16 protein-coding genes are annotated in these 15,823 nt (G+C 67.6%); 10 read left to right on the forward strand and 6 right to left on the reverse strand.

Features of this window, described 5'->3' with window-relative positions; all coding sequences use genetic code 11:
- The first annotated feature begins 143 nt into the window (after window positions 1-143).
- The 8 genes from CCR98_RS19180 to CCR98_RS19215 all read left to right on the forward strand — a co-directional run bounded on the left by CCR98_RS19180 (window position 144) and on the right by CCR98_RS19215 (window position 7,951).
- The gene (locus CCR98_RS19180; protein WP_198361035.1) at window positions 144-1,070 is read left to right on the forward strand and encodes a phosphoribosylaminoimidazolesuccinocarboxamide synthase; all 927 of its coding nucleotides are present in this window, start codon (window positions 144-146) and stop codon (window positions 1,068-1,070) included.
- 140 nt (window positions 1,071-1,210) lie between these two features.
- Complete coding sequence (locus CCR98_RS19185; protein ID WP_087923839.1) at window positions 1,211-1,696, forward strand: Mpo1-like protein; 486 nt, start codon at window positions 1,211-1,213, stop codon at window positions 1,694-1,696.
- A gap of 332 nt (window positions 1,697-2,028) precedes the next feature.
- On the forward strand, window positions 2,029-4,857 hold the full coding sequence (locus CCR98_RS19190; protein WP_087923840.1) for a monovalent cation/H+ antiporter subunit A: 2,829 nt from the start codon (window positions 2,029-2,031) through the stop codon (window positions 4,855-4,857).
- On the forward strand, window positions 4,857-5,249 hold the full coding sequence (locus CCR98_RS19195) for a Na+/H+ antiporter subunit C (RefSeq protein ID WP_049401674.1): 393 nt from the start codon (window positions 4,857-4,859) through the stop codon (window positions 5,247-5,249). The genes CCR98_RS19190 and CCR98_RS19195 overlap by 1 nt, the downstream gene beginning before the upstream one ends.
- Window positions 5,246-6,781 carry a monovalent cation/H+ antiporter subunit D gene (locus CCR98_RS19200; protein ID WP_087923841.1) on the forward strand — a complete coding sequence of 512 codons (1,536 nt, stop codon included), beginning with the start codon at window positions 5,246-5,248 and terminating at the stop codon, window positions 6,779-6,781. The genes CCR98_RS19195 and CCR98_RS19200 overlap by 4 nt, the downstream gene beginning before the upstream one ends.
- On the forward strand, window positions 6,778-7,284 hold the full coding sequence (locus CCR98_RS19205; protein ID WP_014038751.1) for a Na+/H+ antiporter subunit E: 507 nt from the start codon (window positions 6,778-6,780) through the stop codon (window positions 7,282-7,284). The genes CCR98_RS19200 and CCR98_RS19205 overlap by 4 nt, the downstream gene beginning before the upstream one ends.
- Entirely contained in the window at window positions 7,281-7,565 is a 285-nt protein-coding gene (locus tag CCR98_RS19210) for a K+/H+ antiporter subunit F (protein WP_006399171.1), read from the forward strand. Before CCR98_RS19205 ends, CCR98_RS19210 begins: the two co-directional genes overlap by 4 nt.
- Window positions 7,562-7,951: a Na+/H+ antiporter subunit G gene (locus tag CCR98_RS19215; RefSeq protein WP_049443927.1), complete on the forward strand. Its 390-nt coding sequence runs from the start codon at window positions 7,562-7,564 to the stop codon at window positions 7,949-7,951. Before CCR98_RS19210 ends, CCR98_RS19215 begins: the two co-directional genes overlap by 4 nt.
- Window positions 7,952-8,038: 87 nt before the next feature.
- Here CCR98_RS19215 and CCR98_RS19220 read toward each other — a convergent pair whose 3' ends face one another.
- Window positions 8,039-9,004 (reverse strand): sodium:calcium antiporter, encoded by a 966-nt coding sequence (locus CCR98_RS19220; RefSeq protein ID WP_087923842.1) that lies wholly within the window; start codon window positions 9,002-9,004, stop codon window positions 8,039-8,041.
- Between the two features lie 73 nt (window positions 9,005-9,077).
- Window positions 9,078-9,731, reverse strand: a complete 654-nt coding sequence (locus tag CCR98_RS19225; RefSeq protein WP_087923843.1) for a hypothetical protein — start codon at window positions 9,729-9,731, stop codon at window positions 9,078-9,080.
- A gap of 125 nt (window positions 9,732-9,856) precedes the next feature.
- Here CCR98_RS19225 and CCR98_RS19230 point away from each other — a divergent pair, with 125 nt between their 5' ends.
- The gene (locus CCR98_RS19230; RefSeq protein WP_087923844.1) at window positions 9,857-10,405 is read left to right on the forward strand and encodes a hypothetical protein; all 549 of its coding nucleotides are present in this window, start codon (window positions 9,857-9,859) and stop codon (window positions 10,403-10,405) included.
- A 208-nt stretch (window positions 10,406-10,613) separates the two neighbouring features.
- On the opposite strand, the gene hmgA is transcribed toward CCR98_RS19230, so the two are convergent.
- Both hmgA and hppD read right to left on the reverse strand, forming a co-directional pair.
- Window positions 10,614-11,921, reverse strand: a complete 1,308-nt coding sequence (hmgA, locus tag CCR98_RS19235; protein WP_087923845.1) for a homogentisate 1,2-dioxygenase — start codon at window positions 11,919-11,921, stop codon at window positions 10,614-10,616.
- A gap of 103 nt (window positions 11,922-12,024) precedes the next feature.
- The gene (hppD, locus tag CCR98_RS19240) at window positions 12,025-13,137 is read right to left on the reverse strand and encodes a 4-hydroxyphenylpyruvate dioxygenase (protein WP_014038757.1); all 1,113 of its coding nucleotides are present in this window, start codon (window positions 13,135-13,137) and stop codon (window positions 12,025-12,027) included.
- Window positions 13,138-13,266: 129 nt separating this feature from the next.
- Here hppD and CCR98_RS19245 point away from each other — a divergent pair, with 129 nt between their 5' ends.
- Entirely contained in the window at window positions 13,267-13,761 is a 495-nt protein-coding gene (locus CCR98_RS19245) for a MarR family winged helix-turn-helix transcriptional regulator (protein ID WP_042359011.1), read from the forward strand.
- Window positions 13,762-13,842: 81 nt separating this feature from the next.
- Here CCR98_RS19245 and CCR98_RS19250 read toward each other — a convergent pair whose 3' ends face one another.
- Window positions 13,843-14,982 carry a hypothetical protein gene (locus CCR98_RS19250; RefSeq protein WP_087923846.1) on the reverse strand — a complete coding sequence of 380 codons (1,140 nt, stop codon included), beginning with the start codon at window positions 14,980-14,982 and terminating at the stop codon, window positions 13,843-13,845.
- Between the two features lie 222 nt (window positions 14,983-15,204).
- Window positions 15,205-15,804, reverse strand: a complete 600-nt coding sequence (locus tag CCR98_RS19255) for a thioredoxin family protein (protein WP_087923847.1) — start codon at window positions 15,802-15,804, stop codon at window positions 15,205-15,207.
- Window positions 15,805-15,823: the final 19 nt, after the last annotated feature.

Below are 15,823 nucleotides of genomic sequence, written 5' to 3' on the forward strand. Positions count from 1 at the left end.
GCGCTCCGGGGTCGACCGACGAAATGGACGCTCATTTTACGTCACAGCGGGCCCGGACCGCTTTACACTAGGCCGCCCGCTGGTCAGCGGGCCCGCCGGGTCCGTTGGGCAGCAGCCGTATCGACAACGCCCCAGGAGTGCCCGTGCCAACCACGCTGTTGCAATCCGATCTCCCCGGCCTGCCCTTGCGCCATCGCGGCAAGGTGCGTGATGTGTTCGATATCCCGCGCGAGCGGCTGCCAGCCGGAACCCCGCCGGGCGAGTACCTGCTGATGGTGGCCACCGATCGCCTGTCGGCGTTCGACGTGGTCCTGCCCGACCCGATCCCGGGCAAGGGCGAGATGCTCTGCCAGGTCTCCAACTTCTGGTTCGCCAAGACCGCGCACCTGATGCCCAACCACCTGACCGGCATCGACGTGGCCAGCGTGCTGCCCGAAGGCGTGGACCCGGCCCTGTACGCCAAGCGCGCAGTGGTCACCCGCAAGCTGAAGCCGGTGCCGGTGGAAGCGATCGCCCGCGGCTACCTGATCGGCAGCGGCTGGAAGGACTACCAGCGCACCGGCAAGGTCAGCGGCATCGACCTGCCCGACGGCCTGCGCCAGGCCGAACAGCTGCCCGAGCCGATCTTCACCCCCTCGACCAAGGCCGCCGTCGGCGACCATGACGAGAACATCGACTTCGATGCGATGGTGAAGCAGGTCGGCGCGGACCTGGCCGAGCGCGTGCGCGACGCCACCCTGCGCATCTACAAGTTCGCCGCAGACTACGCCCGCGAGCGCGGCATCATCCTGGCCGATACCAAGTTCGAGTTCGGTACCGACGCCGATGGCCGCCTGTACATCATGGACGAGATGCTGACGCCGGATTCCTCGCGTTACTGGCCGGCCGACGAGTACGAAGTGGGCACCAGCCCGCCGAGCTACGACAAGCAGTTCGTACGTGATTACCTGGAGACGCTGGACTGGGGCAAGACCGCCCCGGGCCCGGCCATCCCGGCCGAGATCATCGAGCGCACCCGCGCCAAGTACGCCGAGGCGCTGCAGCGCCTGGCCGGGATCAGCGTCGACTGATCCGCCTGCGCCCCCCGCCGGAAAGGCCGGGGGGCGTTCTGAATGCGGTAGTGCCGGCGGCTGGCCGGCAAAACCCCGCAAGCCTGCAGCCAGGCATGGCCTGGCTCTACTGACGGCTCCGGCGGGAGTATGCTGGCCGCATGCAGACCTCCACCGAGCTTGCGCGGCCGATCGACCGCTATTTCGCCAGCTACTCCGACGACCACCGCAATGTGATCAACCAGCGCATCCACGTGGTGGCGGTCCCGGCGATCCTGTGGTCGGTGGTGGCCCTGCTGTGGTGCCTGCCGCCGCTGATCACCTGGTTCCAGTACGGCATCTGGTCGGCGTTCGCGATGTTCAGCGCCTGGTGCTTCTACAACAAGCTGTCGCGCCCGCTGGGCATCGGCATGCTCATCCAGTTCTTCGTGTTCGGCTGCCTGTGCCGGCTGCTGGAGGCCGAGATCGGCATCCAAGCCCTGCGCTGGCTGGCAGTGGGCGTGTTCGTGGTGGCCTGGATCGCGCAGTTCATCGGCCACACGTTCGAGGGCCGCAAGCCCAGCTTCCTGACCGACCTGACCTACCTGCTGATCGGGCCGGCCTGGGTGATGGCCAAGTTCTACCGCAAGCTCGACTGGCGCTATTGACCTGTCGGGAGGCGACAGCGGTCGTCGTTTCCTGAACGGGCGGATTCCGTCACCCGTAGTCCACGGGAGCCCTGCCAGCCTGCGCCGGTGATCCGCTCCCCATCGCCCGCCCGTCGACGGCAGCCCCTGTGCGACAGGGCCTGCGGTCTCCCTGCGTGGGCGTAGGGTGTCCCCGAGGGCAACCCGGGAAGTGATGCAGGAAGGTAATGTTGCGCCGCAGAAAAAATGAATCAGCGAACGTTACATGCAATTGATCGCTGTTCGATGGGTTTCGGCGACATTTCGCAGCCTGTTATTCTCCCTGACCTGCTCGTGAATCATGGATTCCCTGCATGCTCCCCAGCCTGCCCCTGCTGCTGGCCCTGCCGTTCCTGATGGCAGCGGCTGTTGCGGCCTTCCCCCGTAGTTCGCGCTCGACTGCTGCCTGGCTGGCGGCGCTGGCGCCGTTGGGCGGGCTGGCCATCCTCGCTTGGCTGACCCCGTCGGTACTCGATGGCCAGGTGGTCCGCACCCTGGTGCCCTGGCTGCCGCAGATCGGCCTGGACTTCACCCTGCGCCTGGATGGGCTGGCCTGGATGTTCGCCGGGCTGGTGCTGGGCATCGGTGCGCTGGTGGTGCTGTATGCGCGCTACTACCTGAGCCAGCAGGACAACGCGCACCGCTTCTACTGCTACCTGCTGCTGTTCATGGGCGCCATGCTGGGCATGGTGCTGTCGGGCAACCTGCTGTTGCTGATGATCTTCTGGGAAATGACCAGCATCAGCTCGTTCCTGCTGATCGGCTTCTGGTCGCACCGCCAGGACGCCCGCGAAGGCGCTCGCATGGCGCTGGTCATCACCGGCGGCGGTGGCCTGGCCCTGCTCGGTGGCGTGCTGCTGATCGGCCGCATCGTCGGCAGCTTCGACCTGGACGTGGTACTGGCCGCCGGCGAGCAGATCCGCGCCAGCGCGCTGTACCCCTACGCCCTGTTCCTGGTGCTGGCCGGCATCTTCACCAAGAGCGCGCAGTTCCCGTTCCACTTCTGGCTGCCGCACGCGATGGCGGCGCCGACCCCGGTCTCGGCCTACCTGCACTCGGCCACCATGGTGAAGGCCGGCGTATTCCTGCTGGCGCGGCTGCATCCGGCACTGGCCGGCAGCGACCTGTTCTTCTACACGGTCAGCGGCGTCGGCGCGCTGACCCTGCTGATCGGTGCCTGGAATGCGATCTTCCAGCACGACCTGAAAGGCCTGCTGGCGTACTCGACCATTTCCCACCTGGGCCTGATCACCCTGCTGTTCGGCCTGTCCACGCCGATGGCGGTGGTGGCCGGCGTGTTCCACATCCTCAACCACGCCACCTTCAAGGCCTCGCTGTTCATGGCCGCCGGCATCATCGACCATGAGACCGGCACCCGTGACATGCGCAAGCTGGGCGGCCTGCGCAGGCTGATGCCGTTCACCAGCGCGCTGGCGATCATCGCCTCGCTGGCGATGGCCGGCATCCCGTTGCTCAACGGTTTCCTGTCCAAGGAAATGCTGTTCGCCGAAGCCATTACCGCGGGCGGCCCGGGCATCATGCGCGCAGCCGTATCGATCGCCGCGCTGCTGGCCGGTGTGTTCGGCGTGGCCTACAGCCTGCGCTTCGTGCACGACACCTTCTTCGGCCCCGGCCCGCACGAGCTCGACCGCGTGCCGCATGAGCCGCCGCGCTGGATGAAGGTGCCGGTGGAACTGCTGGTGGTGATCTGCATTGCGGTGGGCGTGGCGCCGGCGTTGACCGTGGCGCCGGTGCTGCATGCCGCCGCGGCCTCGATCCTCGGCAATGCCATGCCCGAGTACAGCCTGGCGGTATGGCACGGCTTCAACCTGCCGCTGGCGATGAGTGCGATCGGCGTGGTCGGGGGCGTGGCGCTGTACTTTGGGTTGCGCAAGCTGATCAACCTGCACGGCGTAACCAACGTCAGCACCGGCCGCAACGTCTTCCATGCGCAGCTGGATGCGGTTTCCGCGCTGGCCATGCGCCTGACCAACGGCATCGCCAATGGCAGCCTGCAGCGCATGCTGCTGGGCCTGGTGCTGGTGGCAATCGTGGTCGCCGCGGCGCCATTCGTGGCCAACCCGGCCTCCCCGAACTGGACCGCACCGCAGCCGATTCCGCTGCTGGGCTGGGCACTGTGGCTGGTGATGATGGCCTGCGCGGTCGCCACCCTGCGCGTCTACAAGCAGCGCCTGCTGGCGGTGCTGCTGGTCGGTGGCGTCGGCCTGATGGTGGCGCTGACCTTCGTGTTCCTGTCCGCGCCCGACCTGGCCCTGACCCAGCTGCTGGTGGAGATGGTGACCCTGGTGCTGATGCTGCTGGGCATGAACTACCTGCCCGCGCAGTCCGGGCCGGAACGGCCGCGCTGGCGCAAGCGCCGTGACGCGGTGATCGCGATCATCGCCGGCGCCGGGCTTGGCGCGCTGGCCTATTCCGCGATGACACTGCCGCCGAACACGATGGCCGGCGAGCTGCTCGCCCGCGCCCTGCCCGAGGCCTATGGCCAGAACGTGGTCAACGTGATCCTGGTCGACTTCCGCGGCTTCGATACCTTCGGCGAGATCACCGTGTTCGGCATCGCCGCGCTGGTGGTCCATGCCCTGCTGCGGCGCACGCGGATGGCACCGGAGCAGATCATGCCCGGCCCGCCGATCAAGCTGCCGGTGCCGGCCGACCTGGCGCAGATCATGTTCCCGCTGACCCTGACCGTGTCGATCTTCCTGTTCCTGCGCGGCCACAATGCGCCCGGCGGTGGCTTCATCGCCGGCCTGGTGCTGGCGGTGCCGCTGCTGATCCAGTACGTGATCCAGGGCACCGCATCGGTGGAATCGCGCTTCGGCTTCGACTACATCCGCTGCATCGGCATGGGCCTGCTGATCGCCATCCTCAGCGGCAGCGCTTCGATGCTGTTCGGCGTGCCGTTCCTGACCAGCGGCCACCTCGACCTGCACCTGCCGTTGATCGGCGACGTGCCGCTGGCCAGCGCGATCGGCTTCGATATCGGCGTCTATCTGGTGGTGTTCGGTGGCGCGATGCTGATGCTGTCGATGATGGCCACCGTGAAACCCTCTCGTACCCGCACCGCGCGCAAGGGCGAGATCGACCTGCAACGTCGTTCGGCACGCACCGGGGAGATGCACTGATGGAACTGGCCCTGGCTACCGCAATCGGCGTGCTGACCGCCATCGGCATCTACCTGCTGCTGCGTGCGCGCAGCTTCGATGTGATCCTCGGCATGACCTTCCTGTCCTACGCCACCAACCTGCTGATCTTCGCCGGCGGCCGCGTGGTGCTGGGCAAGGCGCCGGTGCTGCAGGAGGGCGTGGACAGCCACCTCGGCAACTACACCGATCCGCTGCCGCAGGCGCTGGTGCTGACCGCCATCGTGATCGCCTTCGCGATGACCGCCGTAAGCATCGTGCTGGCGATGCGCAGCCGCAGTGACAACCACAGCGACCACGTGGACGCCCACGAGCCGGATGACGACCTGCAGGATGAACGCATGCCGCCGCGCCAGGGCGAGGACCGCGCATGAACCACCTGGTGATCCTGCCGATCCTGATTCCGCTGCTGGGTGCCGCGCTGTCGCTGTTCGTCGAACACCGCCGCTATGGCCCCAGGGTGCAGCGCGCGGTGGCCTGGACCGCACTGTCGGCGCTGGCACTGGCAGTGGGCCTGCTGTTCGCGTCGACCGCAGGCGGTGACATCAACGTCTACCTGCTCGGCGACTGGCCGTCGCGGCTGGGCATCGCGCTGGTGGCCGACCGCCTGTCGGCATGGATGCTGCTGACCACCCTGCTGCTGGCCATTCCCTGCCTGCTGCATGCCTGCTCGGGCTGGGACCGCCGCGCACCGCACTTCCATGCGCTGTTCCAGTTCCAGCTGGTCGGCCTCAACGGTGCGTTCCTGACCGGCGACATCTTCAACCTGTTCGTGTTCTTCGAGGTGATGCTGATCGCCTCCTACGGCCTGCTGCTCAGTGGCGGCCGTGGCCTGCGCATGCGCATCGGCCTGCACTACGTGGTGTTCAACGTCACCGCCTCGACCCTGTTCCTGATCGCGCTGGGCCTGCTGTACGCGTCGCTGGGTTCGCTGAACATGGCCGAGTTGTCGCAGCGCATCGCCGAGGTGCCGCCGGCGCAGCTGACCCTGGTGAAGGCGACGATGGGCCTGTTGCTGCTGGTGTTCTGCGCCAAGGCTGCGCTGATGCCGCTGTACCTGTGGCTGCCGGAAGCCTATTCGCGTGCACCGGCGGCCGTGGCCGCGATGTTCGCGATCATGACCAAGGTCGGCCTGTATTCGGTGCTGCGCATCCAGATGCTGTGGTTCGGCGACGACGCGGGCGCGATGGCCGGCTACGGCCGCGACTGGCTGCTGTGGGCCGGCGTGGCCACGCTGGTGCTGGGTGGCCTCGGCGCCCTGGCCGCGACCCGCCTGCGCGTGCTGATCTCGTACCTGGTGATCGTGTCGGCGGCCACGCTGTTCATCGCCTTCTCGGTCGGCACGCCGAAGGTACTCTCGGCCGGCCTGTACTACCTGCCACACAGCAGCTTCGTCGCGGCGGCGCTGTTCCTGATTGCCGACCTGATCCGCCGCCGCCGTGGTGGCGCCAGCGACCGCAAGGAAGTGGTGGCACCGATGCCGGGCAAGGAAACGCCGGCGGTGCTGTTCCTGATCGGCGCGGTGTCGGTGGCTGGCCTGCCGCCGCTGTCCGGCTTCCTGGCCAAGGCCGCGCTGCTGGCGGGCATGCCGGCGCAGTACACCGGGCCGGTGTGGACCGCGGTGCTGGTCAGCAGCCTGCTGGTGATCATGGGCCTGACCCGCGGCGGCATCCGCCTGTTCTGGCGCGTGCCGCCTGTCGATCCGGAAGCGCCGATGCCGCGCAAGGCACGCCTGCGCCGGGTCGAGCTGTACGCCGCCTGCATCCTGCTGGCCTACGGTATCGCCATGACACTGGCCGCTGCACCGCTGACGCGCTACACCGACGCCACCGCTGCACAGCTGCTGCAACCCAGCGAGTACGTGCAGCAGCTGCGCGCGACCACGCCGGAGATCCGCCAGCCATGACCGCCCAGCGCTCCCTGTTCCGTCGCCTGATTCCCTCGCCGATGCTCAGCATCATGGTGGTGGCGTTCTGGCTGCTGATGTCCGACAGCTTCACCCTCGGCCAGATCGTGCTGGGCCTGCTGCTGGGCGTGGTGGTGCCGCTGTTCGCCGCGCGCCTGGACCGCGAGTTCGCCCGCATCGGCACGCTGCGCCCGTTGCCCAAGCTGCTGTGCGTGACCCTGTGGGACATCCTGATGTCCAACATCCGCGTGGCGATCCAGGTACTGGGCCCGGAGAAGAACATCCACCCCGGTTTCATCTGGCTGCCGCTGGACATCGCCAACATCCACGGCATCGCCGCGCTGACCAGCATGATCACCCTGACCCCGGGCACGGTCTCGGCCGCGCTCAGCGACGACCGCAAGTTCCTGCTGGTGCACGTGCTGCACCTGGAGGACCCACAGGACCTGATCGATACGATCAAGCGCCGCTACGAGGCGCCGTTGATGGAGATCTTCCCATGACTGGATTCCAGATCATCCAGACCACGCTGGTGGTGTGCATGCACGTGGTCGGCCTGGCCATGCTGCTGGCCACCTGGCGCCTGCTGCGCGGTCCGACCGTGCCCGACCGCATCCTCGCACTGGACACCCTGTCGGTGACCGCCATCGCCGAGCTGATGCTGTTCGGCATGTACCTCAACTCCGCGATCTACTTCGAAGCCGCACTGGTCATCGCCATGCTCGGCTTCGGCAGCACCGTGGTGCTGAGCAAGTTCGTGCTGCGCCGGGACATCGTCGAATGATCACCGCGATCCAGATCGGCCTGTCGATCCTGCTGCTGTTCGGCTGCTTCTTCATCCTGGTCGGCGCACTGGGGCTGGTGAAGCTGTCCACCTTCTTCAAGCGCCTGCATGCACCGACCAAGGCGAGCACGCTGGGCGTGGGCTGCGTGCTGGTGTGTTCGGTCTGCTACCACATCTTCCTGGGCCAGGACCCGCAGCCGCGCGAGCTGCTGATCACCGTGTTCCTGTTCATCACCGCGCCGATCAGCGCCCACATGATGGCCAAGGCCGCGCTGTCGCTGCTGATGGAAACCCGCCCCAGCCTGCCGGGCAACGAACCGGCCGCCGAAGAGCAGTTGCCGCCGCCGGAACCGGTGCGGGAAGAAGAGCACGCGCAGAATCGGTAGTGCCGGCCGCTGGCCGGCAGGGTGACGCCCGGTGGGTGCCGACCGTTGGTCGGCACGAAATCAACCGCATCCACGCATGGCGTGGATCTACAACGCCGGTGCGCCCACCAGCAGCAGTTCGAGCACGAACCAGCCGACGAACGCGACCAGCAGGATCCCGCCTTCGCTGCGGCTGATCTTCAGGTCGCCACGCAGCATCGGGTACAGCACCAGCGCGAAGGCCAGCAGCGCCGGCAGTTCCAGGCGCACGAACGAGGCCGGCAACGCCAACGGCTGCAGCATCGCCATCGCACCGATCACCAGCAGCAGGTTGACCACGCTGGAGCCCAGCACGTGGCCCAGCACCATATGGCCGTGACCGCGACGCGCGGCGGCGATGGCCGTCGCGACCTCGGGCAATGCGGTGCCGATCGCCACCGGCAGCAGGCCGACCAGCAGCGGCGTCCAGCCCAACGCGGCACCGAAGTCCGCTGCGGCACCCACCACCAGACGCGCGCCCCAGTACAGGGTCAGCGCAGCAATCAGCACCCGCAGCACGTTCAACGGCAGGCTGGTGCGGCTCAGCGCGGATTCGGCGATGGCCGCCTGCACCTCGACGCTCTCGACACGGCCGCGGCGCAGCAGCAGCACCTGCATGACGATGAAGCCCGCCACCAGTACGCCACCTTCCCAGCGCGCCAGGCGACCATCCAGCCCGAACAGGATCAGCAGGATGCCGGCCGCCAGCAGCGACCACCACAGCACCGCCTGCAGGCGCGCGCGCAGCAGCAGGGGCGCGGCAATCGCCGCCACCGCCAGGGTCAAGCCCAGGTTGACGATGCTGCTGCCGACCGCATTGCCCAGTGCGAGCTCCGGTTGGCCGACTGCCAGCGCGCGCGCGTTGACGGCAAGTTCTGGCAACGAGGTGGCCACCCCGAGCAGCAACAGCCCTGCAGTAAACGGGCTGGCCCCGAAGCGCTGGGCCAGGCCGGACACGGCCTTGACGATGGAGTCCCCACCCAGCGCCAGCAACAGCAGGCCGAGCAGGAACCAGGCAATGGCAATGGTGATCATCGAGCACTCCCCCAGCGGTCGTGGCGCGATTCTACGCTGGCCCCGCGCGCATGGCTGGGCCGTGGATCAAGGATCAGCCACAGCCTTCCACATAATCGACCTGCGGGGTCTGCCCGACGCGCCAGGCACCCACCCGGCCATCGGCACCGAGCGCGAAATCGATCACCGCCCCACCCTCCTGCGCCGGACGCACGCGCAGGTGCTGGGCCTTATCGTCGTACTTGTCGGGGCCGACATCACCGCGCTCGGGATACAGCACCTGCAGCTCGCCCAGGGTCATGCCGACCTTGCCGCCGCCCGGTGCGGCGATGGCGGCGCTGCGCACGTCGTAGCGCACCAGCTTGCGGCCCTCGATCATCAGGCGCGGGTCTTCGGCGTCCTGCGGGCGCAGGAAGTAGCAGCCGTCATTGCCGTCGTCGGCCCGCAGCGGCTTGCCGCTGGCGTCGGTGCCCAGCCCCTGCAACGGTGTGCCAAAGCCGCTGCGGACCTCGGCGATACCAGCGCCCAGCTTTGCACCGGCGAATCCATCCAGGCGCGCGGGACTGTCTTCGCGGCGGTCATTGGCTGGACGGGCTGCCAGATCAGGATCCGTCGACTGCGCGGGCCCCGTTGCCGAAGCGGTTTCGGCCGGGGTGTCGCTGCCACTGCCGGCTGCCCCCTGTTTGTCATGGCCGCCGCAGGCGGTGAGCGAAAGCAGCAACAGACCAGCAAGCGGAAGGTGCTTCATCGATGCGGTTCCCTGGCACGAAGGTGGCTGCACGCTAGCCCATCCCGTGTGCAGGCGCTGCATTGTCATCGCGGTTTCATCGCCTTCGTTCAGGCTCGGCGTGCACCGACTTGGCTGTCCCTTCCATGCAACCGCGCAAGACCGATCTCGCCCGAACCGCGCTGCAGGCCCACCGCGCGCCGCTGGACATGCGCCAGCGCCGGTTGCTGATCCTGTGCGACGGCCAACGCAGCATCGCCGACCTGACCGGGCTGCTCGGCCCCGAGGCTCCGGCGATGGTCATCCAGCTGGTGCAGGCCGGCTACCTGAGCACCGGTACCGCCGCCACGACCCCACCGCCGTCGCCGGCACCCGCGGCAGCGCCGGTTCCGCCCGCACCACCATCCGCGGCACCTGTGGCAACCCTGGCCACCGCAGTGGAGCGCCGCCGCTCGCTGGTAGCTGCGCGCATCTACGTGCTGGGCATACTGGAAATGCAGCGCCACCCGCAGGCGGCGGCGCTGTTCGGCGACCTGCAGCAGGCACGCGCCGAAAGTGAAGTACTGCAGGTGCTGCACTCGGCGATGCAGATGCTGCCCGGGCTGACCTCGGAGGGCTATTGCCAGCGCGTGCGCCAACGCCTGCTGGAAGCGCTGCCGCTGGAGCATTGCGACGCGTTCGCCGAAGTAGCGTAAGCGCAGGTTCCGGCGGGAATCATCCACGCATGGCGTGGATCTACGGCTCCACGTCCCGACCGCCCTTCGGTAGATCCACGCCATGCGTGGATACGATCAGAATCCGTGCCGACCAAGGTCGGCACCTACCAAGAGCGGCAACCGGTAGATCCACGCCATGCGTGGATACGGTCAGGATCCGTGCCGACCAAGGTCGGCACCTACCCCGCTAGCGGGACGACCGGTAGTTGTTGCGCAGGCCGTTCCAGCACTGCTGGTAATCGCCCTGGCGATGGCCGGCAGCCAGGGCCTGCGCGGTCGGGCGGATGACGGCGCGGGTCTCGAACATGAAGGCCATCGTGTCCTTGATCACGTCCGCCTTGGACAGGTCCGCATTGGAGGCCTTGTCGAAGGTGGGCGCGTCCGGGCCGTGGCCGCTCATGCAGTTGTGCAGCGACGCGCCGCCCGGCACGAAGCCTTCGGCTTTGGCATCGTAGGCGCCATGTACCAGGCCCATGAACTCGCTGGCGATGTTGCGGTGGAACCACGGCGGACGGAAGGTGTTCTGCGCCACCAGCCAGCGCGGCGGGAAGATCGCGAAGTCCATGTTGCTGGTGCCGGGCGTGTCGCTGGGCGAATGCAGCACCAGGAAGATCGACGGGTCCGGATGGTCGTAGCTGATCGAACCGATGGTGTTGAAGCGGCGCAGGTCATACCGGTATGGCGCGTAATTGCCGTGCCAGGCCACCACGTCCAGCGGCGAATGGTCGATCGGCGCACGCCACAGGCGGCCCTCGAACTTGGCGATCAGTTCGAAATCACCGTCGACGTCCTCGAACGCCGCATGCGGGGTCTCGAAGTCACGCGGATTGGCCAGGCCGTTGGAACCGATCGGGCCGAGGTCCGGCAGCTTCAGCAATGCCCCATAGTTCTCGCAGATGTAGCCGCGGCTCGGACCATCGGGCAGCTCGACGCGGAACCGCACGCCACGCGGGATCACCGCGATCTGCTGCGGCTCGATCTCGATCACGCCCAGCTCGGTCAGCAGGCGCAGCGCGCCCAGCTGCGGCACGATCAGCAGTTCGCCGTCGGCGTCGTAGAAGTAGCGGCCAACCATGTCGCGGTTGGCAGCGTAGAGGTGGATGCCCACGCCGGCATGCGCATCGGGTGAGCCGTTGCCACCCATCGTGTACAGGCCTTCGACGAAGTCAGTCGGCAGCGCCGGCAGCGGCAGCGGGCTCCAGCGCAGCTGGTTGGGCGAGGCCGGCTGTGCGCCGAAATCACACTGCAGTTGCGACTGCGCGAACGGGGTGAACTCACCATGGGTCACCGCCGGGCGGATCCGGTACAGCCAGCTGCGGCGATTGCTGCCACGCGGCGCGGTGAACGCGGTGCCGGTCAACTGTTCGGCGTACAGGCCGTGGGCCACCTTCTGTGGCGAGTTCTGCCCGACCGGCAGCGCGCCGGCGACGGCCTCGGTGGCGAATTCGTTGCCGAAACCGGACTGGTAGCCGCGGGCGGTGATGGCGGGGGACATGGGGGCTCCTGGGTACGGCGAGACCGGAACGGAAAGCAGCCGAGCATGGCTCGGCTCTACAAGATGGGCAGGCGCCGGGACTGGCCCGGCGCTACCGATGACCTTACAGCACGCCGCGGCGGATCTGGTCGCGCTCGATGCTTTCGAACAGCGCGGTGAAGTTGCCTTCACCGAAGCCTTCGTTGCCCTTGCGCTGGATGATCTCGAAGAAGATCGGGCCGATGCAGTTCTGGGTGAAGATCTGCAGCAGCTTGCGCTGGTGGGTTTCCGGATCGGCGTCGATCAGGATCTTGTTCTTCGCCAGGCGCGCCACGTCTTCGCCGTGGTTCGGCACGCGCTGGTCGATCACGTCGAAATAGGTTTCCGGCGTGTCGAGGAAGTCGACGCCCTGCGCGCGCATCGCTTCGACGGTCTCGTAGATGTTCTCGGTGAAGCAGGCGATGTGCTGGATGCCCTCGCCCTTGTACGCGTCCAGGTACTCGTTGATCTGGCTCTTCGGGTCGGACGATTCGTTCAGCGGGATGCGCACGATGCCGTCCGGCGCGGTCATCGCCTTGGACACCAGGCCGGTCTTCAGGCCCTTGATGTCGAAGTAGCGGATCTCGCGGAAGTTGAACAGACGCTCGTAGTAGTCCGACCACTGCTGCATGTTGCCGAAGTACAGGTTGTGGGTCAGGTGGTCGATGAAGGTCAGGCCGAAGCCTACCGGGTGCAGGTCGGCACCGGCGATCGGCTCGTAATCGCCGTCGAAGATGCTGCCCGCGCTGCCGTAGCGGTCGACCAGGTACAGCATGCAGTCGCCGATGCCCTTGATGACCGGCGCACTGACCGCCTTGCTGTCCGGCTTGAAGGCGATGGCTTCGGCGCCGTTGCCCAGCGCGGTCTGGTAGACCTCCGCGCCCGGCTTCTTGAAGCGGATGGCGAAGCCGCAGGCGCACGGGCCGTGCTTTTCGGCGAAGTCCGAGGCGAACGAATCGGGGTCTTCATTGACCAGGAAGTTGACGTCGCCCTGGCGATAGACGGTAATCGGACGTTGCTTGTGCTTGAGCACCGCGCTGAAGCCCATCTTCCGGAAGTACTCGTGCAGCTCCTGGCCACGGCCGGCCGGGGCGGCGAATTCGACGAACTCGAAGCCGTCGATGCCCATCGGGTTCTCGAAGGTGGTGACCTGCATGCCGGGGTTGGGATGCGAGGCGGTCGGGACTGCGGTATTCATGGCGTGGCTCCGAATCGGTACCGCATCGGTACAAACCAGGTGCGGGCAGGTAGGGACCCGGCGAGAATGCAGGGTCTGGACCCACCCCTTATAGTTACACTTGAAACCACCAGCAAGGTGCACCGCAACATGAGCCCCGCCGATCCCGTTTCGACCCGCCTGCGTGCCTCGCACGTCCTGCTCGACCTGGAACAGTTCCTGCCGTACCGGCTGAGCGTGCTGTCCAACCGGGTCAGCGGCAACATCGCCAAGCTGTACGGCGATCGTTACGGCCTGGCGATCCCCGAGTGGCGGGTGATCACCATCCTGGCGCTGTACCCGGGCTCCTCGGCCAGCGAGGTCTCCGACCGCACGGCGATGGACAAGGTGGCGGTCAGCCGCGCCGTGGCCCGCCTGCTGGAGCGCGGCTTCATCAAGCGCGAGACCCACGGCGACGACCGCCGCCGCTCGGTGCTGGCACTGTCGGCCGCCGGTTTCGAGGTGTACGAGACCATCGCGCCGATGGTGATCGAGATCACCCGCAAGCTGATGTCGGTGCTGAGCGACGAGGAAGAGCAGGTGCTGGAGAAGCTGATCCTGCGCCTGGCTGGCGAAGGCCTGGAGCGGATGGGCGAAGGGGTCTGAAAGAAAAAGGGGACGGAGGGGATTAAGTCGCAATCAGCACATGTGTGCGTGATACGACTTAATCCCCTCCGTCCCCTTTTTTCAGCTCAGGTGCTTGCGGCGTGCATGGATCCAGGGCACGGCCAGCGCGGCGATGGCACCGCCGGCGAAGCCGAGCGAGGCGGCAACCGTGGCCGCTTCGACCGCCCCCGGCAGCGCCAGCGCGGCAGCCACCAGCAGCAGCGACGGCAGGCCGACGAAGGTGCCCAGGAAGAAGTGCCAGCGCGGTGACCAGGTGTTGAGCTGCAGCAGGCTGACCGGTTGCCAGGCATCCGACGCGGCATCTTCGGCGATCTTCGCCACGACCTTGCCCAGGTCCACTTCCGGCAGCGCGCGTCCCAGGCGCGCGGTTGCCAGCAGCTCCGCAACCGCCTCCACCGGCGGGAAGCTGGATGGCCACGCGACGGGGGCCGGCACGCCGTAGGCGGTCAGCAGCGGCACGCTCAGCCACGGTGCCACCAGCGGGCGCATGCGGCGGCGACCCTGCACGCACCAGATCTGTGGCTGGCCGTGCGCGGTGACGCTGTACAGCGCCAGTTCGTTGGCCGGCGGGTAGCCGAGCATGGTCACCCGCGCGGCCAGACTGTCCTGGCCCATCGCACGCAGGAAGCCCGGGCGGCTGCGCCCTTCCTGCATCCACGCCAACCCCAATGCCCCCACCAGATAGGCCTCGGCCACGTCCTTGCTGCCGGCGGTGGCGCGTTCGTCACTGGCCAGATACCACGCCAGCGATTTCGGTTCGGCGACATCGTCCAAGCCCCAGCGGCTGTCGTCCCCCAGCACGTGGCGCACCGGCAGGCGGGCGGGCCCGGTCTCGCCACGCTCGCCCGGCTGCAGGAACGGCAACACGCCCTGGATGAAGGTGGAAAGTTCGATCGCGCGCACGCCATGGCCCTGCCATTCCGGCGGCAGCAACCCGGCCAGCTGGCCTTCGGCAGCCAACGCGTCCAATCGCGATTTCTGCTCGACCAGCTTCTGCACCGCGCCCTTCAGCACCACGTTGTCGGGCAGCGCGATCTGCGGCAGGCGGTGTCGTGGCGGTGCCAGTTCGACAGTCTCCTCGCCGGTACCGGCGTCATCCAGCAGCGCCTCCTGCGGCGGCAGGGTCACGCCCTCGCCTGCCCCAGCCTCTGCCAGGTTGCTGGCAGGTTCGGGCAATCGTTCGGCGTGGTCGCTGTGCATGGGCGTTCCGGTAGGTTGCGTCGACGGGGCGTCGACTGAGGTCCTTGCCGGTAACGGCGTGCTCACGGTGAAGTTGAGACGCCGATTCAGAGAGTGTGACGGCGCGCGCAGTAGAGCCACGCCATGCGTGGATGTGCCTCAGTGCCGACCAACGGTCGGCATCCACCAGAGCATGCTGACCAGCAGGTGGCACCCATCAGGGTTGCCGGCCAGCGGCCGGCACTACCGGTCAGGTGCCCACTGCTTGAGGAACGCGGTCACGCGTGCGGGCTGGAAAGCTTCGCCCCTGCGCAGCTCGCCGGTCGCCTGCGACACCAGCAGGCCACCATCGGCGTCGAGCACCAGCAGGTACGGGTAGTCGCGTTCCATCACCGGGTACTGGGCGAAGAAGGCGGCGTTGGGCTGTTCGTCGCTGGCGTTGACCTTCACCCACACATAGTGGGCATCGCGGAAGCGGCGCAGGTCGCCGTTGCCTTCCACCACTTCGTCCAGCGCCCGGCAGCGATCGCAGGCGGCGTTGCCGACCTCGAGCAGGATGCGCTTCTTGCCGCGCTGGGCTTCCACCTTGGCGGTGGCCAGATCGTCGGCGGGGTCGCGGGCCGGGTCGAACTGCGCGCCGAGCCCGGCGATGGCGGCGATGTCCGCCGCCACCGGGGTGTTGCCCGAGGCCACCGGTTCGCTGGGGTCAGCGACCGGTGGCTCGGTGGGTCGGGTATCCAGGGGTTGCGTAGGCTCGGCAGCGGCAGGCGGTTGCGGTTGGGAACAGGCGCCGATCAGCGCCGCACAGACCACCACTACCGCCGTACCGAGCTTGCTACGCATGCCTTCTACCCTCTCATCA

Origin of the sequence: Stenotrophomonas sp. WZN-1 (assembly GCF_002192255.1) — a bacterium.
Lineage (GTDB): Bacteria > Pseudomonadota > Gammaproteobacteria > Xanthomonadales > Xanthomonadaceae > Stenotrophomonas.